Source organism: Roseateles sp. UC29_93, from assembly GCF_042695725.1.
Classification (GTDB): Bacteria; Pseudomonadota; Gammaproteobacteria; order Burkholderiales; family Burkholderiaceae_C; genus Roseateles; species Roseateles noduli_A.
Genome location: NZ_CP170545.1, coordinates 1,983,775 through 2,004,349, shown reverse-complemented (window position 1 = coordinate 2,004,349; position 20,575 = coordinate 1,983,775). Strand labels below are relative to the sequence as shown.

Here is a 20,575-nt window from a genome sequence, read left to right as displayed (position 1 = left end):
AATCCTCCCGGGATCCGTCAAAGGAATGTCAGAACGGCTCGGATGTCGAGCCGGATCGGGCGATTGTGAGCCCGTTTGAACACCCGGGCGGGAAGTCAGTGGCGCGTCAGCCGTTCGCGGGGGGCAGCGTGTCCTGGAAGCTCTGACGCGTCATGAGCTTGTCGAAGTGCTTCGCGAGATTGGGGTGCGCCGCGCGCCAGTCGATCTGGGCGAAGCGGAAGTCCAGGTAGCCCAGCGCGCAGCCGAGCGCGATGTCGGCCAGCGTGAAGTGGTTGCCGGAGCACCAGTTCTTCTCGCCCAGGCCGTTGGCCATCGCCTGCAGCGAGGCCAGGACCTTGCTGATCTGACGCTTCACCCAGGCCTCGCTGCGCTCGCCCGGCGCGCGGCCGGACCAGGTGTGCTCCAGACGCGCGGCGACGCAGGCGTCGATGAGGCCGTCGGCCAGCGCCTCCCAGGTGCGCACTTCGCAGCGTTCGCGGCCCGCGCTCCGGGATCAGGCGGCCGACCGGCGACAGCGTGTCGACGTACTCGACGATGACGCGCGAATCGAACACCGCGCCGGTGATCGAGTCCTGCCCCTCCATGACCAGGCACGGCACCTTGCCGAGCGGATTGATCTTGAGGATGTTGTCGCTGCCCCAGACGTCTTCCAGCTCGAACTGGTAGTCGAGCTTCTTTTCCGCCATGACGACGCGGACCTTGCGGACGTAGGGGCTGGTGAGGGATCCGATGAGCTTCATGGTGTCGCGGGATTCTAACGAGTCGCCTCCGGGGACTGACTCCCGCACGCGACAGTGGCGCAGCCCTCATTTGGGTGTATTGCCGTCCCCTGCGCCGGTGACGCACACTCCCGCCCGCCCCGCCTGGATGCGGGGTCGCGGCCGAGGGGGCCGACGACGGCGCATCAGGCAAGCGGTGCGCCCATGGACACGGACCGGCTCCCCGGGAGACCGGCCACCACAACGACAGAGAGAGGGAATCATGCGAGAGCACGAGGAGGGAGCGGCGACCGGCGGTCTGACCGGATGGCCGCTGTCGGAGTACCGCAAGCGCAAGCTCGAGATCCAGTTCACCGGATCGGGCAGCGAATACTTCCGGATCTGGATCGTCAACCTGCTGTTGACGATCGTCACGGCCAGCCTGTACTGGCCGTTCGCGAAGGCGCGGCGCATCCGCTACTTCTACGCCAACACGCTGGTCGACGGCCACGCGCTGACCTTCCACGGCGATCCGTGGAAGATGTTCCGCGGCCATGTGCTGCTGCTGGTGCTGATGGGCACGTATTCGGCGGCCGGGCATTTCTCGCCGATGGCGGGACTGGTGGCCTTCGTCGTGATGGCCGCGATCTGGCCGGCGCTGTGGCGCGCGGGCATGCAGTTCCGGCTGGGCAACACCGGCTGGCGCGGCCTGCGCTTCGGCTTCACGGGGACGCTCAAGGGCGCCTATGCCCCGGCGCTGCCGGTCTGGATCCTCTCGGGCGTGGTGCTGGTGGCACAGGCGGTCGGCGGCCCGGCCGGGCTGCTGGTCAACGGCAAGCCGCGCTTCGGGATCGTCGAGCAACTGGTGTTGCTGGCCGTGCTCGGCATCACGCTGGTGATGCCATGGATCGTCGCGGCGGCCAAGCGCTACCAGCACAACGGCTACCGCATCGCGGCACAGCAAGGCGAACTGCGCCTGGGCGCCGGCAGCGTGTACTGGCTGTGCCTCAAGGGTGCCGGCATCGGGCTGGCCGTGGTGATCGCAGGCATGCTGGCGGCCATGGCGGTCGTGGGCGCCAGCGCCTTGAGCGGATCGAAGGTGGTGCTCATGATCTCGACCTTCGTGTCGTTCGGGCTGACCTACCTGCTGCTCTTCGCGCTGGTCGGACCCTTCTTCACGGCGCGGTTCCAGAACCTGCTCTGGAACCGCACGACGACCGACGACCTGTCCTTCACCAGCCAGTTGCGCTTCGGCGCGCTGGCCGGGCTCACGTTGAAGAACTGGCTGTTGACGGCGGTGACCCTCGGCCTGTACCGGCCGTTCGCCGCGGTGCACACCGCGCGCATGCGCCTGGAGGCCGTGAGCCTGACGATGGATGGCGATCCCGAGACCTGGGTGGCCGGCCAGGAGAGCGCCTCGCAGGACGCCGCGGGCGAGCTCGCGGGCGACTTCTTCGGCATCGACATGGGCCTGTGATGCCGGGGGCAGCGGGCGGATCGAACGCATCGAACGACGCGAAAGGCGTGGAAGACGCGCAGGCGGCGACGCTCCACGCCGACTGGTTCGACGGCCGCAGCGCCCGTGCGCGGCCGGTCCGGCTGTGGCTGGAGCGCGAGCAACTGGTCGTCCACGACCAGGCGCTGGAGGGCATCGAACGCCGTTACCCGATCCGCGCGGTGCAATGGCCCGAGCGCACGCGCCACGGACAGCGGCAGGCGCAGTTGCCCGACGGCGGCGTGCTGATGGCCAAGGACGCCGCCGACTGGGACGCCTGGGCCGACGACTCGACGCAGGGGCGCGGGCTGGGGGGCGGACTCGCGGTGCGATGGTTCTCCAGCTGGAAGCATTCGATCGTGGCGCTGGTCGTGGTCGTGGCCGTCGGCGGCGCGACCTGGCACTGGGGCGTGCCCGCCGCCGCGGACGTGATCGCGCGTCACCTGCCCGCGTCGATCGAGCAGTCGATCGGCGACGGCTCGATGGAACAGATCGACAGTCTGCTGCTCAAGCCGAGCAAGACGTCGGCACGTGATCAGCAGCAATGGCGCGAGCGCTTCGCCGCGATGGTCGCCAGCCAGCCCGGTGAATCGACGGCGTACGAACTGCACTTCCGCGACGCCGGCCAGACCTTCGGCCCGAATGCGTTCGCGCTGCCGGGCGGGCACATCGTCGTCACCGACGAACTGCTGAAGCTGCTCGGCGACGAGCCCGATGCGGTGCTCGGCGTGCTGGCGCATGAGCTCGGCCATGTGCGCGAGCAGCACGGCCTGCGGCTGACGATGCGCGCGAGTCTGATGGGCGGGTTGCTGGGCTTCGCGGTGGGAGACTTCTCGAGCCTGCTCGCGGGCGCGCCGGCGGTGCTGATGCAGGCGAGCTACTCGCGCGACTTCGAACGCGCGGCCGACGCGCAGGCGAAGCGGCTGCTGATCGACAGCGGCCGGTCGCCGCGGGCGATGCTGGTGCTGTTCGAGCGCCTTGGCGAGTGGCGATCGAAGCGCTCCGCTCAGGCCCGCGCCGAGCGCGCCTCCGAGCCCCAGGGCCTCGGCCGCGACGTCGGCGAACGGGCCAAGGCGGGCGCGGGCGACCTGCTGCGCATCGCGTTCAACACGCATCCGGCGGACGACGAGCGGATGCGGTTCTTCGAGCGCTGATCAAGCGCCGGCCCAGCCCTGATCGAGGGCCGGCCGCGCGGCGGGCGGCGGGCGGCGGCTTCTACACTCTCCGCTCCACTTTCGCGGAGATCGTGATGACCGCCTCCCCCTCGGCTTCCACCTCGACTTCCCACTCAGCGTCCGACGTCGGCTACGTCCTCTACGGCACGCAGGGCTCCGGCTCCTCGATCGTCGAGATCGGCCTGCGCTGGTGCGGCCAGGCGTACCGCACCGTGCACGCGTCCTCATGGGAAAACGCGTCGGAGCAGGACGCGCTGCGCGCGCTCAATCCGCTGATGCAGATCCCGACGCTGCACACGCCCGACGGCGACGTGCTCACGGAAAGCGGCGCCATCCTGATGCACCTCGGCCTGCGATTCCCGGACGCGACACTGCTCGGCAACAGCGATCGCCAACGCGACCAGATCCTGCGCGGCCTCGTCTACATCGCCGCCAACTGCTACAGCTGCATCAGCGTCATCGACTACCCGGAACGCTACTCGACCCGCACCGACAAGGACGACCGCGAGGCCATCATCGCAGGCACGAAAGCGCGGCTGCACAAGCACTGGGAGATCTTCGCGGACATGTTCCCTGGCCAGCCGTGGCTCAGCGGCGCCAAACCCGGTGCGCTCGATGCAATGGCAGTGATCGTGTCGAAGTGGTCAGGGTCGAGGAAACACCTGGAGGCGAGTCGGCCTGAATTCTTCGCGCTGCTCCAGCGCATCGAAGCGCTGCCCCACGTCGCCGAGGTCTGCGCAAAGCACTGGCCGCCCAAGACTTCCTGAGGCGCTCTTTCCTTCGTCGGCACGGGCGTTGGCCGCGAGGGCATGGGGCCTTGGCGTCAAGCGCCAAAACCCCACGCCCTCCGTCCCCCATCACTGTCTCACTGCCACGGTTTTGCTACCGAGGACTTCGGGGGAGGGAAAGGGTGAGGGACAGGTCTTGTCGTCAGGCGGCGTGAAACTGCGGCAACAGCCGCACGTGGGTGTAGCGCGCAGGACGCTCGATGGGATCGAGGGTCGCGTCGATCGGCGCGAAGCCGCAACGGGTCCAGAAGGTCGCGGACGCGGCTTCTTCGCAGTTGACATGCAAGCGGCTGAAATGCCCCTGCGCGCTGGCGAGCACCGCGTTCACGAGACGCTTCGCAAGGCCGTGGCCGCGCCAGTCGGGATGCACGTAGAAGCGACGCATGCGGCCGGTGCCAGGACGTCCGGGTGGCGGCTCGACGTCGAGCCCGCCCACCGCGATGACCTGCCCGTTCGTGTCGAGCCAGGCCCACAGCGATTCGCCGGGCTGCTCGTAACGGTTGGCGCCGCTGCGCCATTCGTCCATCAGGCGGCGCAGCATCTGCCGCCCCTCGCTCTCGCTGGCCGCCAGCAGCGGCGCCCAGGCAAGGGGATCAATCTGATGCACACGGATCAGGCGCGGTGCGGCGCCATCGGAGGCCAGGGAAAGCATCGAACGAAGCGGTAACCAGTCGTCAACCGAGCGGGAAAGGACGGATTAAGCAGCAGGCGGAATGCCCCTCGCATCAGGGACAACCCGCCCGCCGTCGGTCCTTTCCAACGCCCGGTCGCCGTCAGTTCCAGTCGCTGACCGATCGCGGCCCGATCGCTGATCGGTCGCCGTTCGAGGCCCCTCCCGGCCGATCACGCGGCAGCGGCAAGGGCGTCGTTTCAGCGCGGCGGTTCCGGCTTCTTCGCGCTGTCCGGATGCTCGATCCAGGCCTTGAGTTCCGCGGCCCGCGCGTGCTTGGGCGAGAGCTCGATGAAGGCGCGGTACGCCGCCTGCGCGCCCGCGTCGTCGCCCGCGCGCAGCAAGGCGTCGCCGAGGTTCAGATGCGCCAGCGCGCGGCTGCCGTCCATCTCGATCGCCTTGCGGTACCAGCGCGCCGCCTCGGCCGGCTTGTCGCGCTTGTAGTAAATGAAGCCGAGGTTGTTGGCCGCGAGCGCAAACTTCGGCTGCAGCTTGAGCGCCTCGGTGAACGCGGCTTCGGCTTCGTCGTAGCGGCGCTCCTTGTAGAGCTGCAGGCCGCGGTCGTTGGCGCGTTGCGCCGCGATACGCGCGCTGGTCGGCGCCGGTGCGGCGCTGGTCGCGATCGCCGTGTCCGTGCCGTCCAGGCCCTTCAACGTGACCTGCACCGAGGTCGCGCTGGCCGCCGGCGATCCGGGCACGGCACCGGTCGGCGCGGAGGCCTGCGCCACCGGCTGCAGCTGCGCGTTGCGGGCGTCGTCGGCCTGCTTGGCGAGCGCGCTCGTTTTGACGTCGAGCTGGTTGCTGTCGCCGCTGAGCGCCTGCTCCTGCGCGGACGCGAGTTCGAAGATGAACTCGCCGCCCTCGCTGCCCGGCAGGCTGCCGAAGGCTGGCGTCTGGTGCGCGATGGCGGACACCGCCGGCGCCACGTAGGCCGCCAGTTCGGTCGCGGTGATGAGGCCGTCGCCGTTGAGGTCGGCCTTGCCCGAGAGCGCCTGCAGCAGCGTCCAGGTGAAGACCGAATGTCCGCCCGGGCCGTCGTCGGCGACCTGCTGGTCGGCACCGCCGGCGGTCATCATCTGGCGGCCCATCCGCCGCGCGTTGTCGCGCACGAAGTTGGCGCTGCCGCCCGGCGCGCCGCCGCGCGTCAGGCCCAGGCCCGAGTAACAGGCATCGATGACGAAGAACGCGTGCTTGGCGGGCAGCGCCTCGCTGAGCTCCTGCAGCTGCGGCATGGCGATGGCGTCGGTCTGCAGGTCGTCGGTGCCGGCGTCGACCGGGATGATGTAGCCGACGTCGCGTCCGCTCGGCAGCTTGCGCGTGCTGCCGTGGCCGGCGAAGAAGACGAAGACGCGGTCGTCGCGCTTGAGCTTGCCGTCCCCGCCCTTGCGCGCCATGCCGTTGAGCGCGCGCAGGATGTTGGCGCGCGTCGCGTCGCCGTCGGTCAAGGTGGTGACGTTCTCGGGCCGGAAACCGAATTGCGTCTGCAGCGTCTCCTGGATCGCGCGGGCGTCGCGCACCGCGTGCTGCAGTCGCGGCCAGGCCTTGTACTGGTCGATGCCGATCACGAGCGCGACGCTGTCGCGATAGAGGTTCGCGCCCGCAAGGTCCGGCGCCGCCGTGTCCGCGGCGGGCGTGTCGGTCGCGACGATCTTGCCGTCCTTCCAGGCGGCGAACTTGTAGCCCTCGGCCTTGAGCTGGTCGAGCACCAGCGGCAGCGCCTCGACGGTGCGCGCATGGATGTCATGGAACAGCACGATGCCGCGCTGCTGCTTGCCGAGCTCGCCCAGCACGCGCGCGGCGATGGACTTGGGAATCGGATCGGACCAGTCCAGCGAGTCGACGTTCCACATCATCGAGCGCAGCTTGAGCGCCTCGATCGCGCCGAGCGCCGCGTCGTTGCGCGCGCCGTAGGGAAAGCGGAACAGCGCCTGGCCGTCGCGGCCGGCGGCGTCGAGCAGGGCCTCGGTCGAGCTGGCTTCCTGGCGGACCTTGTCGAGCTCGAACTTCGACATCACGCCGTGGCTGAAGCTGTGGTTGGCGATCGGATGGCCGGCGGCGAGCACGCGCTTGGCGACCTCGCTGCCGGGCCCGGGCCTGACCTTGCCGTTGGCGTCGACGCTGCCCAGGTTGCGGCCCAGCTCGAAGAACACGGCCGGCGCCTGATAGCGCTTGAGGATCTCCAGGATCTCGTCGGTGTAGCGCGGGTGCGGGCCGTCGTCGAAGGTCAGCAGCACCGTCTTGGGCGGCAGCTGGCGGCCGAAGAACTCGCGTTCCTGCTTGCTGGGACCGCGGGTGGCAGCCGCTGCCGGCGATGTCTGCGCCGTCTGGGCGGTCGGTACCGCGGTCGTCGAGGCCACGGCCTCGTCGGCCCCTTCCGTGATGCTCGGACGTGCCTGCAGGTCCGGCAGGATGGTCGCGTAGTCCTTCAGGATGCGGTCGCGCGCGTACAGGCCCTTGAGCTTGGCGACGTAGTCGGTCCACTTCTCGCGCTTGGGCACGATGCCGCGCTGCGCGAAACGGCCGAAGGTGTCGCGCAGCTCCTGCTCATAGGCGTTCTCGATCTCGGCGAGCACGCTCAGGTCCTCGCCCGCGCGCTTGGCCAGCTTGAGTCCGGCGATGCTTTGCGAGGTCGAGAACTGCTGCGAGAGCTGCGTCAGGAATTCCTTGAACGCGAGCCGGTCGGCGTCGAACCACGACGGTTCCTGCTCGATGCGATCGAGCAGGTCCGAGAGCGCCGCCAGGCCGGCGGGGTCGGTGCTCTTCGAGGCGGTCTCGCCGAGAGCACGCATGCTGTCCTGCATGTCGTGGAAGAGCAGCATGCCGACGGCGCGCACCGCGTCGCGCTCGGCGGGCTTGAGCGCGGACTCGCCGTCCATCAGCACGATCATCTGGCGGAAGCGCGCCAGCACCTCGTCGCTCTGCTTGAGCAGCGTGGCGCTGATCGCCGGATTGGCCGAGGCGGCCTCCACCGGCGCCAGCGGCCGAGGCGCATCGCCGCCGGGCTTGCAGCCGCTCATCAGGGTCATCGTGACGGCGGATGCCGCGGCCATGACGGCCGCTTGGGCGGTCATCCAGACGGCGCCCTTGCGTTGACTTCTCTCTTGCATGCCTTCCCTCGAACCTTCCCTCAATATCCCCGCGCCGGACCTGCCGGACACCGTCCCTCGGCCGGTGGCTGCGCGGAGCGGGGGCCATTGTGACCCGCTCTGTAGAATCCCCGGGTTTTTCCCACCCCCTGAATGGCCGGTTCCGGCCCGCGCGCGCCATGAATCTCTCCGCCCTCACCGCCCTGTCGCCCCTGGATGGCCGCTATGCGTCGCGCATGGCCGCGCTGCGTCCGCTGCTGTCCGAATTCGGCCTGATGCACCGCCGCGTGCAGGTAGAGATCGAGTGGTTCATCGCGCTGTCGGACGCCGGTCTGGCGGAACTGAAGCCGCTGTCGACGGCGTCGCGCGAATTCCTGCGGGCGCTGGTGGCGAACTTCTCCGAAGCCGATGCGCAGGCGATCAAGGACATCGAGAAGACGACCAACCACGACGTCAAGGCGGTCGAGTACTGGATCAAGCAGCAGTTCGCCGGCAAGGCGGAACTGGAAGGCGCGGGCGAGTTCGTGCACTTCGCCTGCACCAGCGAGGACATCAACAACACCAGCCACGGCCTGATGCTGAAGGCCGCGCGCGACCAGGTCATCCTGCCGGCGCTGGACCGCGTCATCGAGAAGATGACCGCTATGGCCCAGACCCACGCCGCCGCGCCGATGCTGAGCCGCACGCACGGCCAGACCGCCAGCCCGACGACCGTCGGCAAGGAGATCGCGAACGTCGTGGCCCGCCTGCGCCGCGCCCGCACCGTCATCGCCGAGGTGAAGCTGCTGGCCAAGATGAACGGCGCCGTGGGCAACTACAACGCGCACCTGTCGGCCTATCCGGAGAAGGACTGGGAGGCGTTCAGCCAGTCGGTGATCGAAAAGCAGCTGGGCCTGACCTTCAACCCGTACACGATCCAGATCGAGCCGCACGACTACATGGCCGAGCTGTTCGACGCCGTGACGCGCGCCAACACCATCCTGGTGGACTGGTCGCGCGACGTGTGGGGCTACGTGTCGCTGGGCTACTTCAAGCAGAAGACCAAGGCCGGCGAGATCGGCTCGTCGACGATGCCGCACAAGGTCAACCCGATCGACTTCGAGAACGCCGAAGGCAACTTCGGCCTGGCCAGCGCGGTGCTGACGCACCTGAGCCAGAAGCTGCCGATCTCCCGCTGGCAGCGCGACCTGACGGACTCGACGGTGCTGCGCAACATGGGCGTGGCGCTGGGCTATGCGCTGCTGGGCTACGACTCGCTGACCAAGGGCCTCGACAAGCTGGAACTCAACCAGGCCGCGCTGGACGCAGACCTGGACAGCTCGTGGGAAGTGCTCGCCGAACCGATCCAGACGGTGATGCGCCGCTACGCGCTGCCCAACCCGTACGAGCGCCTGAAGGAACTGACGCGCGGCAAGGCGATCACGCGTGAATCGATCCAGGCTTTCATCCAAGGCCTGGAACTGCCCGAGGCCGAGAAGCAGCGCCTGCTGGCGATGACGCCGGGGAACTACACCGGCACGGCGGAAGCGCTGGCGAAGCGGATCTGATCGATCCGACCGATCGACCCGGTCGATCGGCGTTCGATCCGCGTTGAGCGATCGACAGGATTGCAAGAATGGGGCAGTGCAAACAGGCACTGCCCCTTTTTCGCTATCAGGCCTCCCGATCGGCCGTCGGCGGCTGACGCCAGCGACGTCCGACGAGCACCACGCAGCCGATGACCCAGCTCGCGGCGATGACCTCGAGCACCACGGCCACCACGGGTTCAGTCGCGACGCCCGCCATCGCGAGGAAGGCCTCCGCGCCGATCGCCGCGACCACGACCCCCAGCGCGGCGACACCTGCCCGCGAGATCCGGGGGCGCGTGCCGCCGACGGCTGCCGCCAGGAACACCAGCGTCACCCGGAAGACGACGACACCCCACAGGAACGCCGCCAGGATCGCCAGGAAGATCCCGGCGTACGACCAGGCCGCACAGCATCCCGGCAGCGCGAGCACGAGCCGGGCGCCCGCGCCCGCGGCGATCACGCGCGCCACGGCGCGGGGCAGGCACCCCGGCCGCGGCCGGACGGCGGCGTCCGTGTTCACCGCGTGATGTTGCATGCCTTGGAGTACTCCGCGGCCAGGCCGCCGCCGATGGCCCAGCCACCCAGCACGGTGATGAAGCTGCCGCCGATGCCGCCCACGGTGGAGCCGATGCTGCTCCACGCGAGGATGGTGTTGGCGCAGGCCGTGGCGTCAGCCGTGGCGCGCCCTTCGGGCGTGCCGGCCCACGAATCGCCGCCGTGCACGGTGTCGATCTCCGCGTCGGTCAGCTCGCGGAACTCCAGGTCGCGCGATTCACAAGAGGATTTCAATGCGTTCATGTCGATGTTCTCGAAAGGAAGTCGGATCCACGAAGTCGGATTCGATGAATCACACCGTCGGGTGACGGCGCGGATGCATTCCATCGAGAACGGAGAGCGGCGCCCATGACCCGCCTGTGCGTCGACGACATCGGGCGCGGACCGCGAGCACAACACGCGCATGTCCGATGGCAATGAAAAAAGGGCAGTGCATTTCTGCACTGCCCTTGCACCTGCCGGGGAATCGGGGGTCGGGTGTCGCTCGGAGCAGCCCCGTCAGGCGCCGGTGCCGGGGGGAATCGGCACCGGTCAACCGTGACCGGTCGTCTTAGAACTGATAGGCCAGGCCCATGCTCAGACGATCGTCCTTCTTGTCGAAGCCGTTGGCTTGCGGCATGTTGTTGAAGCGGGTGGCTTCGGCGCGCAGCGAGACGTTCTTGGTCAGCGCGTAGTCGACGCCGACACCCAGCTTCAGGCCGGTCTTGTCCTTGTCGCCCAGGCCGTTGCTGAAGTCGCGCTCGGCATACGCCACGCCGACCTTGCCGTAGACGCCGAAGCCGGCGCCCAGCGGCGCGCGGGCGATGCCGTCCAGCGAGTACACCTTGTTCTTCGCCGTCACGCCGCCGAAGTCGACCTTGCCCAGGTCGGTGTAGCCCACTTCAGCCGCGAAGTTCTCGTTGAACTTGTAGCCGCCGAAGATGCTGTAGCTGTCCGACGAACGCTTCTGCGCGTTGCCGTCCACACGTTGCGACGCCTTGCCGACGTCGCCGCCGATGTAGTACGGGGTCACCGGATCGGCGTGCGCGACGCCCACGCCCAAGGTCAGCGCGACTGCCGCGGCAGCCAGCAGACCGGCCTTCTTGCCGTTGATCGAGGTGCGGGTGTTGTTGTTGCTGTTCATTTGGAACTCCTTCAGAGCTGTTGACCGATCTGTCGTCCGGGGTTGCCTTGGACATCCGCCAGGCTCGTTCGACATGGAGCTCATTCTGGGAATTCGGCCTCGCCGCGTCTGTGGCGCGAGTTGAGCGCTTGTGTGACGGTCGATGACAGCCGCGCACGCAGCGCTTGACGAAGCTTCACGCGGGGCGGTCTGCGCACCGCGACGGCCACTGGCCCTCACCCCCTTCCCTCTCCCGCAAGCGGGAGAGGGGAAAGAGGACCGAGCCTGGTGGACTCCCTCTCCCGCCTGCGGGAGAGGGCGGGGGTGAGGGCCAGCGGCGGCGGTAGTACTTGGGTCTTCAGGCCGCCTCGGCGGGCCAGTACAGCAGCAACCGCGCGCCGCCGAGCCGCGGCGCCTCGCCCAGCCGCGCATGCCCGCCGTGCGCATGCGCGACATGCCGCACGACCGCCAGGCCCAGGCCGAAACCGCGCGTCCCGCGCCCCTTGCGCTCCAGCCGCTTGAAGGGCTCGAAGGCCGCCTCGCGCAGCGACGGCGGCACGCCCTCGCCGTCGTCGTCGATCGCGAGCCAGAGCTGGCCCGCCTCGACCCACGCCGTCATCAGGATGCGGCCCTTCGCGTACCGCGCCGCGTTGCGCAGCCCGTTGCGGATCGCATAAGGCAACAGGCGTTCGTCGAAAGGCAATTCATCGGGCAGGCGCAGGTCCGTGTCCAGCGCCTTGCCGTCGAGCAACGGCGCCAGCGACGCCGCTTCCTTCGCGAGCATGTCGCCCAGGTTGCCCTGCATCACATGCGGCTGCAGCGCGCCCATGTCGAGCCGCGCCAGCGTCAGGCTCGCGTCGATGAGTTCGTCGAGCTCGGCGATGTCGCGCTCGCAGGCCATCACCGCCTGCTCGCGGCGGTCGCGGTCGTCCTCGTCGACCAGCGCATCGACCGCGAAGCGCAAGCGCGCGAGCGGCGTGCGCAGTTCATGCGAGACCGCGCCCGTCAGCTCGCGCTGCGTCGCCATCGCGGCGGCCAGCCGCTCCAGCATCGCGCGCGTCGCCGCGGCGACCGGCGCGAAGAGGCGGCTCTTCAACGGCGGCAATTCCGTGTCGAGCCGGCCCGCGCTCAATCGCTCGGCCGCACGCTGCAATCCGCGCAGATCCCGCCACAACGGCCTCAACTGCCACCACGCGATCAGCGCGACCGCCAGCGCGATCACGACCGCCACGCCCAGTTGCGCGGCGAGCTCCTTCGGCAGCTCGCCCGCCCGCTTGGAATCGAGCGGGCCGAGCAGCAGCAGCTGGTCGGGCTCGCCCGGCAGCGCCGCGTAGATGCGGCGGTTGAAGCCGGTGACCAGCACCTCGCCGCGTTCGAGCCGGCGGCGCTGGTCCGCGCTGAGCTGCGCGAGGTCGGTGCGGATCAGGCGCACGGGATAGTCGAACTGCGCGTCGAGCTCGCGCACCCGCTCGCGCCGCGCCGGCGGGTCCAGCGGCGCGAGGTCCCGCACCAGCAGGTCCACCGTGCCGCGCATGAAGTTGCGAACGTAATCGTTGGTGACCTCGGAGGCGCCGATCAGCACCAGCCCCTCGACGAGCAGGATCAGCGCCAGCACCGCCAGCCCGAGTCCCAGCGCCATCCGCAACAGCGAGGCGCGCAGCGTGATCGCGGCCATCAGTCGATCGCGAAGAGGTAGCCCTGACCGCGCACCGTCTTGATCCGCACCGGCGCCTGCGCGTCGTCGCCGATCTTCTTGCGCAGCCGCGAGATGCGCGCGTCGATCGCGCGGTCCAGCCCGTCGAACTCCAGCCCGCGCAGGCCCTGCATGATGTCGTCTCGGCTCACGACCTGACCCGCGCGGTGCGCCAGGAAGTTCAGCAGTTCGTATTCGGCGGTCGTGAGGATGACGGGCTCGCCGTTCAGGCGCAGCTCGCGCGATTGCGGCAGCAGCGTCAGCGGGCCGAAATGCAGCGCCTCGCCGACCGGGTGCGCCGCCGGCAGCGCGTCGCGACGCAGCAGCGCCTTCAGCCGCGCCAGCAGCACACGCGGCGCCACCGGCTTGGCGATGTAGTCGTCCGCGCCGCCCTCCAGACCGAGCACCTGGTCGATGTCGTCGTCCCGCGCGGTCAGCATCACGATGCGGCCGCCGAAGTCACGACGCGTGTCGCGCAGCACGTCGAAACCGTCCTTGCCGGGCAGATGGCCGTCCAGCAGCACCAGATCGAAGGGCTCCTGCCGCATCAGCGCCTCGCCGGCCAGGCCGTCGCCGCAGACGGTCACCGCGTAGTTGGCCTTGCTGAGCGCGTCGGCGACCAGCTGGGCCAGACGCTCGTCGTCCTCGATGAGCAGGATGCGCGCGGCGCTCTGAGCAGAAATGTCCATGGCACCGAGCATAGGCGAGGCCCTCCCCCGCCGACTTCAGCCACGCTTAAGCGCGCATGCGCACGCGCGTGTTTTCCGCCGACGCCCGACGGCGCCGTGCTGGCCGGCGCCCAGCGGGGCCGACAGGGGGGCGTCAGCGGTCGGCCGGAATGTCCAGCCGCCAGCCCGCGGGGGTGCGCACGGCCCGCAGCGTCGGGTCGTCCCGCCATCGGCGCCCAGCGCTGCGCGAGGTGGTCCATCGCCTGCGGCGACAGGTCGGTGCGGCTGGCCATCACGCGATCGACGGTCTCCGGCGTCACGCACGCCATCAGCGCCGCCCGCGCCGGGCCGCGCAGCGCGGCGTGCCAGCGGGCGCGCAACGCCGCGATCTCCCGGCGTCGTCCCGCCCCTCGGGATCGTGCCAGGCGTAGACCCGCGACAGGCCTTCGTGCGCCTCGGTCTGCTGCAGGCCCTCGTCGGTCATGCCGATCGCGAGCAGCACGCGCCCGGACGGCTCGTTCTCCGGCGCCGTCGTGCCCAGCAGGTGCCGCATCCCCAGCACCTGGCGGCAGTAGTCGAAGGTGGCCGCCGCCGCCTCCCGCGCGTAGCCCTGGCCCCAGAAGCGCGCCGGAAAGCCGTAGCCGATGTCCGGATGCGGCAGCCCCTCGCGCTGGATCACGCCGGCCAGGCCGAGCAGCTCGCCGTCCTCCAGCCGCTCGACGGCCCAGAAGCCGAAGCCCAGCAGCCAGTAGCGCGCCTCCAGCCGCTCCCGGATCCAGGCCGCGGCCTGCTCGTCGGTGCGGACCTGCGCGTCGTAGATGTGCTCGATCCAGGCCGGCTCGTTGAGCAGCCCGCGGACGAAGGCCGCATCCGATTGCCGAAACCACCGCAGGCGCAAGCGCGCCGTTCTCGACACGTCCATCCACGCCTCCCAGCGCCCGTGAGCGTCATCGTCAGGATCCTCATCGACGCCATCATCAGCGTCATTGCCGACGTCCCCGTGGACGCCGTCCCCCACAAAAGCGGGACAATACCGCACATGAAATTCATGTCGAAGCTCCAGGCCGCCGAGCGCCTGAACGACTCCCTGCTGTGCGTCGGGCTGGATCCCGATCCCGCGAAGTTCCCGACCCATTGGAAAGGCGACGCCGGCCGGATCTACGACTTCTGCGCCGCCATCGTCGACGCCACCAAGGACGTGGTGAGCTCGTACAAGCCGCAGATCGCCTACTTCGCCGCGCACCGCGCCGAGGACCAGCTCGAGCAGCTGATGGCCCACATCAAGCGCCACGCGCCGCACGTGCCGGTGATCCTGGACGCCAAGCGCGGCGACATCGGCGCCACCGCCGAGCAGTACGCCCGCGAGGCCTTCGAGCGCTACCAGGCCGACGCGGTGACGCTGTCGCCGTTCATGGGTCGCGACAGCGTCGAGCCCTACCTGCGCTACGCCGACAAGGGCGCCTTCCTGCTGTGCCGCACGTCCAACCCGGGCGGCGACGACTGGCAGATGCAGCGCCTGGCCGACGTGCCCGGCCAGCCGCGCCTGTTCGAGCACCTGGCCGCGCTGGCCCAGGGCGACTGGAACGTCAACGGCCAGCTGGGCCTGGTGGTCGGCGCGACCTACCCGAAGGAGATCGAGCGCGTGCGCGAGCTCGCCCCGACGCTGCCGCTGCTGATCCCGGGCGTCGGCGCCCAGGGCGGCGATGCCGCGGCCACGGTCGCGGCCGGCTGGCGCAAGGATGCGGGCACGGTGATCGTGAATTCCTCCCGCGCGGTGTTGTACGCCTCCGCCGGCGAAGATTTCGCCGCTGCCGCCCGCCGTGTCGCACTGGCGACACGCGATGCCCTGAGTCCCACCGCCGCCGCCTGACTCCCCGGCGGCAACGCCCGCCAATTAATTGGCAGAAACCCCGAACGCGCACCGGACTGGGCGGCTTTCGGGATTTCTCGCCTCTTCAGAACACCCCCCGCTCGCCGAGACTCCGTTACCGGACGTTGCAATTCCGGGTCGACGCGCCAATCCGGCATGCCGCTCGCCCCGGAACCTTTCCACGGAGGGAAAGGGCATGTCCACCTACAACGAGTTGGGGCGGGGACGAGTGAGCAAGGATTCCCAGGACGATCTGAGCAGTCTGGTGGGGCACGAACTGTCGCGCGGCGACAGCCTGCCCGCGAAGCTGCAATGGCGCGCCGCGCGGCTGTTCATGGCCGCGTGCGTGCTGCTGTCCGGCATGGCCGGCCTGCTGCTGCTGGCCAGCGCCGGCGCGTCGGAACCCTTTGGCGGCCTGCTGCCGCCGGCGCTCGCCCTCGTGACCACCTTCGCGGGTCTGGCCATGCTGTGGCGGCTGCCTTCCCATCACGGCCCCGCGGCGACGGTCACGCTGATGTGCCTGGCGATGGCGACGGCGCTGTCGCTGGCGGTGTCGCGCCAGCTCGGGCTCAACGCCGCGAGCCTCGGGATCATGGGCCTGATGGTCGCGCTGGGCACCGGCATGATCGGACTGGGCGCGGGCCTGTCGCTGTTCGGGCTCGGACTGGCCGCGCTGGGCGGACTGGCCTCGGCGGAACTCGGCGGCTGGATCCCGGTCGACGGCGCGCCGATCGGACTCACCGCCCGGCTGCTGACGCAACTGCTGCTGCTCACCTCGGGGCTGGTCGTCGGCCTCGGCACGGCCAAGCTGATCCGGCGCGCGATGCAGGAGGTCAACGACCGCCATGCGCGCTTCCGTCACCTGCTCAACATGGCGGCGGACTGGTACTGGGAGATGGATCGCCAGTTCCGCTTCACGCATCTGACCGAACACAACCCCGGCGCCTCGGGCCTGTCGATGGCGGAGCGGCTCGGCCGCGCGCCGTGGGAGATCGAGCACCTGGGGCTCTCCGACGAGGAACTCGACGCGCACCGCGCCGACCTCGAATCGCACCGCCCGTTCCGCGGCCTGGTGATGCGCCGCACGACCGAGGACGGATCGCTGCATTACGTGTCGATCAGCGGCGAACCGCGCTTCGATGCCAAGGGCAATTTCCGTGGCTATTGGGGCGTGGGCCGCGACGTCACCGACGAGGTCCAGACCGAGCAGGCCATGGTGGCCACGGAGACGCGCTACCGCGAGCTGTTCCGCCGCTCGCCGTCGCCGCTGGTGCTGCACCGCTGGGGCCGCGTGATGGACGCCAACCCGGCGGCGATGGCGATGTTCGGGTACACGCAGCGCTCGTCGATGATCGGCCAGGACCTGTTCTCGCATTACGAGCCCGGCGATGAGGAACGCGCCCGTCAGCGCGCCGCCAAGATCGAGTCGCTGCCCGTCGGCGCGATGCTGCCGATGACGGAGTTCCGGCTGCGGACCCTGTCGCGCCGTCGGCGCCTGGTGCAGGCCACCAGCGTGCGCGTGGACGCGGCCACCGGTCCCGCGACGCTGTCCTTCTTCATCGACCAGACCGAGACCTCGCGCGCGCAGGACGCGCTGCGCCGCTCGGAGGCGCTGCTGTCGCACCTGTTCGCGACCAGCCCCGACGTCGTCACGCTGACCGAGACCGTCAGCGGCCGCTACGTGATGGTCAACAAGACCTTCGAGCTGGTCAGCGGCTACACGGCCGACGAAGTGCTGGGACGCAGCTCGGAAGAGCTCGGCATCTGGCAGGACATCGCCGACCGCGATCGGCTGGTCGAAGCGCTGCGCCAGCACGGCCGCGTCATCGACCTGCCGGCGAGCTTCGTCAACCGGCGCGGGCAGCCGATCCCCATGCTGCTGTCGGCGGCGCCGTTCGTGATGGACGGGATGTCCTACCTGGTCGTCAATTCGCGCGACGTCAGCGACACCGAGCGCACGCGGCTGGTCCATGCCGCGATCCTGGAGAACGCGTCGATCGGCATCGCGCTGACGCGCGACCAGCGTTTCGTGCAGGCCAACCGGCTGGTGGAGGAGATGTTCGGCTGGCCCGCGGGCGAGTTGATCGGCCAGGCCGGCAACGTGGTGTGGCCCAGCCCGGAGGACTACGAGGCCGTCGGCCACGAGCTCGGTCCGCGCCTGGCGGCGGGCGAACAGGTCGAGGTCGAACGCCTGATGCGGCGCCGCGACGGCGGCCGCTTCCTGTGCCGGATCCTGGCGCGGGCCGTGGACCCGAACCACCCCAGCCGCGGCGGCACGATCTGGATCATGGAAGACGTGACCGAGCGCCGGCGCGTCGAAGCCGCGCTGGCGCAGGCCAAGGACGAGGCGCAGGCGGCCAACCGCGCCAAGAGCGCGTTCCTGGCCAACATCAGCCACGAGATCCGCACGCCGCTGAACGGCCTCGTCGGCCTGGCGCGGCTGTTGCAGCAGCCGGACCTGAACGGCGACACGCGCAGCCACTACCTGGACCAGATGGTGGACAGCGCGGAGAGCCTGTCGGGCCTGATGTCGGACATCCTGGACCTGTCCAAGATCGAGGCCGGCCGGCTGACGCTGGAGACCGTGCCCTTCGCGCTGCGCGACATGCTGGCGACGATGCGCATGGGCTACCTGACGCTGGCGCAGGCGCGCGGGCTGGGGTTCAGCATCGACGTCGACGACGCGGTGCCCGCCTGGGTGATCGGCGACCCGGTGCGCACGCGGCAGATCCTGAGCAACTACCTGAGCAACGCGCTGAAGTTCACCGAGCAGGGCCGCGTGGCGGTGCGGGTGCGCCGGCTGGACGAGCGCCGCCTGCGCGTCGAGGTCAGCGACACCGGCCCCGGCATCGCCGAGGCCATGCACGAGCGGCTGTTCCAGCCCTTCACGCAGGCCGACGAATCGACCACGCGCCGCTACGGCGGCACGGGCCTGGGCCTGTCGATCTGCCGCGAGCTGGCCACCTTGATGGGCGGCGACGTGGGCGTGGACAGCCAGCCGGGCGCCGGCGCGACCTTCTGGGCCGAACTGCCGCTGCCCGCGGCGCCGGCGCCGGTGAGCGCGCAGCGCCGCGCGCCGGCCGATGACGCGGAACTCGCGGGACGCCGCATCCTGATGGTCGAGGACAACCCGGTGAACATGATGATCGCCGTGGCCATGCTCGAGCAGTGGGGAGCGGAGGTCTCGCAGGCGAGCGACGGCAGCCAGGCGGTGGAGGCGGTGACGGCCGCGGCCAGCATGGGCAAGCCCTTCGACGCGGTGCTGATGGACGTGCAGATGCCGGTCATGAGCGGCCACGAGGCCACGCGACAGCTGCGCCAGCGTTACGACGGGACGCAGCTGCCGATCATTGCGCTGACGGCCGCCGCCCTGGTCCAGGAGCGCGACGAGGCGCTGGCCGCCGGGATGAACGAGTTCCTCACCAAGCCGATCGACGCGCAGCGGCTGCGGCAGGTGCTGGTGAAGCTCACCGCAGACTGAGCGTCGCACCCTTCCAGTCCGCCGCCTGCCAGCGCTGGAACGCGCCGAGCATCGTCACGTCGCCGGCCTGGCGTTTCGTCTCCAGCGTGTCGAGGTCGACCAGCTCGTAGCTGCGCTTGTAGCGGCCTTCCGCGCGGGACTCACGCGCGACCAGCAGTTCCTTGCCGCCGGGCACCCAGCCGGCGAACTCCGCATAGCCCAGGCCCGGCTGCGCCGCCACCGGCGGCAGCACCGACACCTTCCAGCCCTGCGCCGTGCGGCGCAACAGCCAGAGCTCGCGCCAGCCGTCCGCCGGCACCGAGGCGATCGCGATCGCCGTGCCCTCGCGGTTGATGCGCGCCGATGCCGTCATCACCAGCCCCCAGGCGCAGTGGCGCAGCAGCGGCGCGCTGCCTTCCTTCGCGCCGTTCATCGTCAGCGTCAGGCAGGTCTCGCCCGGCTGGCCGGCGGCCACGCTCAGCTTCACGGGGCCGAGCGTCTGCTCCGGCGCACCCGCCGGCAGGGCCGCCCAGCGCATGGCGTTGCCACGCATGGCGGCGTCGTTGTAGGTGGGTTGGTCGTCGTCGGAGAGCTCCGCAGGGACGACGCGAGCGAAGGCTTCGAGCGCCCGGCGCGACGCGGCCGACGACGCGTCCACCTGCAAGGTCGTGGGCGAGACGGCAGCACCGGTCACGCCCGCGACGCTGGCGCGGCGCGCACGGATGAACGCCAGGCTGCTCCACACGCCCGACTGCCGCATCAGCACGCGGTTGCGCCAATGCGTCGCCAACGCCGGATCCCGCAGGTCGACCTTGTCGAGGACATCCGCGCGCCACTGGTCCATCTGCTCGCGCTGCGGCGGCGTTGCGACCGGGTCCAGGCAGTCGGCGCGCGTCAGCGCCAGCGCGGCGCGCGCCTTCTGCTCCGGCATCGACGCCGGCATCGCCAGCACGCGGCGGAACGCCTCGCCGTCGTAGCAGAGCTGCATCGCGCCGGCCTCGCGTTCCAGCGTGCGGAAGCGCAGGCCGTAGCGCGCGGCGACGTCGAGCTGCGCGGCGACCTGAGTCTCCGCAGCGGACAGGGCAACCGTCGCCACGCCGTCCGCCCGCGCTGGCGTGCGCGAGGCGCGATCGGCCAGCCGTTCGGCCAGCGTGCCCATCGCATCGAGCACCTCCGCGCCGTCGACGCCGTTCATCTGCGCCGCGCTCGCCGCCTGCACGTAGGCGGCGGCCAGGCCCAGACCGAGCGACTCCGCGCCCGGCTGCTGGCGCACGACGCGCAGCGCGGCCAGCAGCGCGTCCGGCTGCGCGGCCGGGCCGTTCAGCGGCAGCAGCGCGGTCTTGCGGACGAAGCCGCCGCGCTCGCGGCGGTAGTCGTAGACCTGGAAGTGGTCGGGGCGCTCGCCACGGATCTCCAGCGCCTCGCCGCGCCAGAGCTGCGCCTGCGCCGGCGACGAATCCTTCGCCGCCGCGCGCATCGCGACGTTGTCCTGCACCACCAGCGCGGTGCGCGGCGCGGCGTCATCCGGCGAGACGCGCTTGATCGGCGGCTTCGGCGCGGCGTCGTCGACAGTCGCGGTCGCGGTCGCGGTCGCGGTCGCGGTCAGCGTGGCGGCATCGGCCGAGTGGACGCACAGCAGTTGAACGGCGACGGCGGCAATCGCGGCAGCCATCACGAGCTTCAAGCGGCACATGTCGGAACCCTTTCGACTCAGGATCAGGGACGGGACCAGGAACGCGGAGGAACG

At 70.2% G+C, this 20,575-nt stretch carries 15 protein-coding genes and 1 pseudogene; 6 read left to right on the top strand and 10 right to left on the bottom strand.

The genetic code is table 11. The annotated features are described in order from the left end of the window. Positions 1 to 106: 106 nt before the first annotated feature. A pseudogene (locus tag ACFJIX_RS09360) lies at positions 107 to 740 on the bottom strand (glutathione S-transferase family protein). Between the two features lie 241 nt (positions 741 to 981). On the opposite strand from ACFJIX_RS09360, the gene ACFJIX_RS09355 reads away from it, so the two are divergent. The 3 genes from ACFJIX_RS09355 to ACFJIX_RS09345 all read left to right on the top strand — a co-directional run bounded on the left by ACFJIX_RS09355 (position 982) and on the right by ACFJIX_RS09345 (position 4,135). After that, on the top strand, positions 982 to 2,175 hold the full coding sequence (locus ACFJIX_RS09355) for a YjgN family protein (RefSeq protein WP_377159377.1): 1,194 nt from the start codon (positions 982 to 984) through the stop codon (positions 2,173 to 2,175). Positions 2,176 to 2,222: 47 nt separating this feature from the next. Beyond that, a complete protein-coding gene (locus tag ACFJIX_RS09350; protein WP_377159375.1) occupies positions 2,223 to 3,347 on the top strand; it encodes a M48 family metallopeptidase in 1,125 nt (374 codons plus the stop codon). Between the two features lie 95 nt (positions 3,348 to 3,442). Then, complete coding sequence (locus ACFJIX_RS09345; protein ID WP_377159373.1) at positions 3,443 to 4,135, top strand: glutathione S-transferase family protein; 693 nt, start codon at positions 3,443 to 3,445, stop codon at positions 4,133 to 4,135. Between the two features lie 163 nt (positions 4,136 to 4,298). On the opposite strand, the gene ACFJIX_RS09340 is transcribed toward ACFJIX_RS09345, so the two are convergent. Then, on the bottom strand, positions 4,299 to 4,808 hold the full coding sequence (locus tag ACFJIX_RS09340) for a GNAT family N-acetyltransferase (protein WP_377159371.1): 510 nt from the start codon (positions 4,806 to 4,808) through the stop codon (positions 4,299 to 4,301). Between the two features lie 218 nt (positions 4,809 to 5,026). Continuing rightward, positions 5,027 to 7,897, bottom strand: coding sequence for a polysaccharide deacetylase family protein (locus ACFJIX_RS09335; protein WP_377159369.1), 2,871 nt, complete (start codon positions 7,895 to 7,897; stop codon positions 5,027 to 5,029). Between the two features lie 194 nt (positions 7,898 to 8,091). Between ACFJIX_RS09335 and purB the strand changes: the two genes are divergently transcribed. Then, entirely contained in the window at positions 8,092 to 9,459 is a 1,368-nt protein-coding gene (purB, locus tag ACFJIX_RS09330; RefSeq protein ID WP_377159367.1) for an adenylosuccinate lyase, read from the top strand. Between the two features lie 106 nt (positions 9,460 to 9,565). Here purB and ACFJIX_RS09325 read toward each other — a convergent pair whose 3' ends face one another. The 6 genes from ACFJIX_RS09325 to ACFJIX_RS09300 all read right to left on the bottom strand — a co-directional run bounded on the left by ACFJIX_RS09325 (position 9,566) and on the right by ACFJIX_RS09300 (position 14,420). Further along, entirely contained in the window at positions 9,566 to 10,015 is a 450-nt protein-coding gene (locus tag ACFJIX_RS09325; RefSeq protein ID WP_377159365.1) for a hypothetical protein, read from the bottom strand. Next, positions 9,997 to 10,278, bottom strand: a complete 282-nt coding sequence (locus ACFJIX_RS09320; RefSeq protein WP_377159363.1) for a hypothetical protein — start codon at positions 10,276 to 10,278, stop codon at positions 9,997 to 9,999. Before ACFJIX_RS09320 ends, ACFJIX_RS09325 begins: the two co-directional genes overlap by 19 nt. 307 nt (positions 10,279 to 10,585) lie before the next feature. After that, the gene (locus ACFJIX_RS09315; protein ID WP_377159361.1) at positions 10,586 to 11,158 is read right to left on the bottom strand and encodes an outer membrane beta-barrel protein; all 573 of its coding nucleotides are present in this window, start codon (positions 11,156 to 11,158) and stop codon (positions 10,586 to 10,588) included. Between the two features lie 337 nt (positions 11,159 to 11,495). Continuing rightward, the gene (locus ACFJIX_RS09310) at positions 11,496 to 12,812 is read right to left on the bottom strand and encodes an ATP-binding protein (RefSeq protein WP_377159359.1); all 1,317 of its coding nucleotides are present in this window, start codon (positions 12,810 to 12,812) and stop codon (positions 11,496 to 11,498) included. Beyond that, positions 12,812 to 13,519: a winged helix-turn-helix domain-containing protein gene (locus ACFJIX_RS09305; RefSeq protein ID WP_377159357.1), complete on the bottom strand. Its 708-nt coding sequence runs from the start codon at positions 13,517 to 13,519 to the stop codon at positions 12,812 to 12,814. The genes ACFJIX_RS09310 and ACFJIX_RS09305 overlap by 1 nt, the downstream gene beginning before the upstream one ends. 307 nt (positions 13,520 to 13,826) lie before the next feature. Further along, on the bottom strand, positions 13,827 to 14,420 hold the full coding sequence (locus ACFJIX_RS09300) for a GNAT family N-acetyltransferase (protein WP_377159355.1): 594 nt from the start codon (positions 14,418 to 14,420) through the stop codon (positions 13,827 to 13,829). Between the two features lie 117 nt (positions 14,421 to 14,537). On the opposite strand from ACFJIX_RS09300, the gene pyrF reads away from it, so the two are divergent. Both pyrF and ACFJIX_RS09290 read left to right on the top strand, forming a co-directional pair. Further along, the gene (gene pyrF, locus ACFJIX_RS09295) at positions 14,538 to 15,368 is read left to right on the top strand and encodes an orotidine-5'-phosphate decarboxylase (RefSeq protein WP_377159353.1); all 831 of its coding nucleotides are present in this window, start codon (positions 14,538 to 14,540) and stop codon (positions 15,366 to 15,368) included. Positions 15,369 to 15,564: 196 nt separating this feature from the next. Beyond that, positions 15,565 to 18,849, top strand: coding sequence for a PAS domain S-box protein (locus ACFJIX_RS09290; protein WP_377159351.1), 3,285 nt, complete (start codon positions 15,565 to 15,567; stop codon positions 18,847 to 18,849). Here ACFJIX_RS09290 and ACFJIX_RS09285 read toward each other — a convergent pair. Next, positions 18,836 to 20,521 carry a hypothetical protein gene (locus ACFJIX_RS09285; protein WP_377159349.1) on the bottom strand — a complete coding sequence of 562 codons (1,686 nt, stop codon included), beginning with the start codon at positions 20,519 to 20,521 and terminating at the stop codon, positions 18,836 to 18,838. The genes ACFJIX_RS09290 and ACFJIX_RS09285 overlap by 14 nt on opposite strands. Between the last annotated feature and the right edge of the window lie 54 nt (positions 20,522 to 20,575).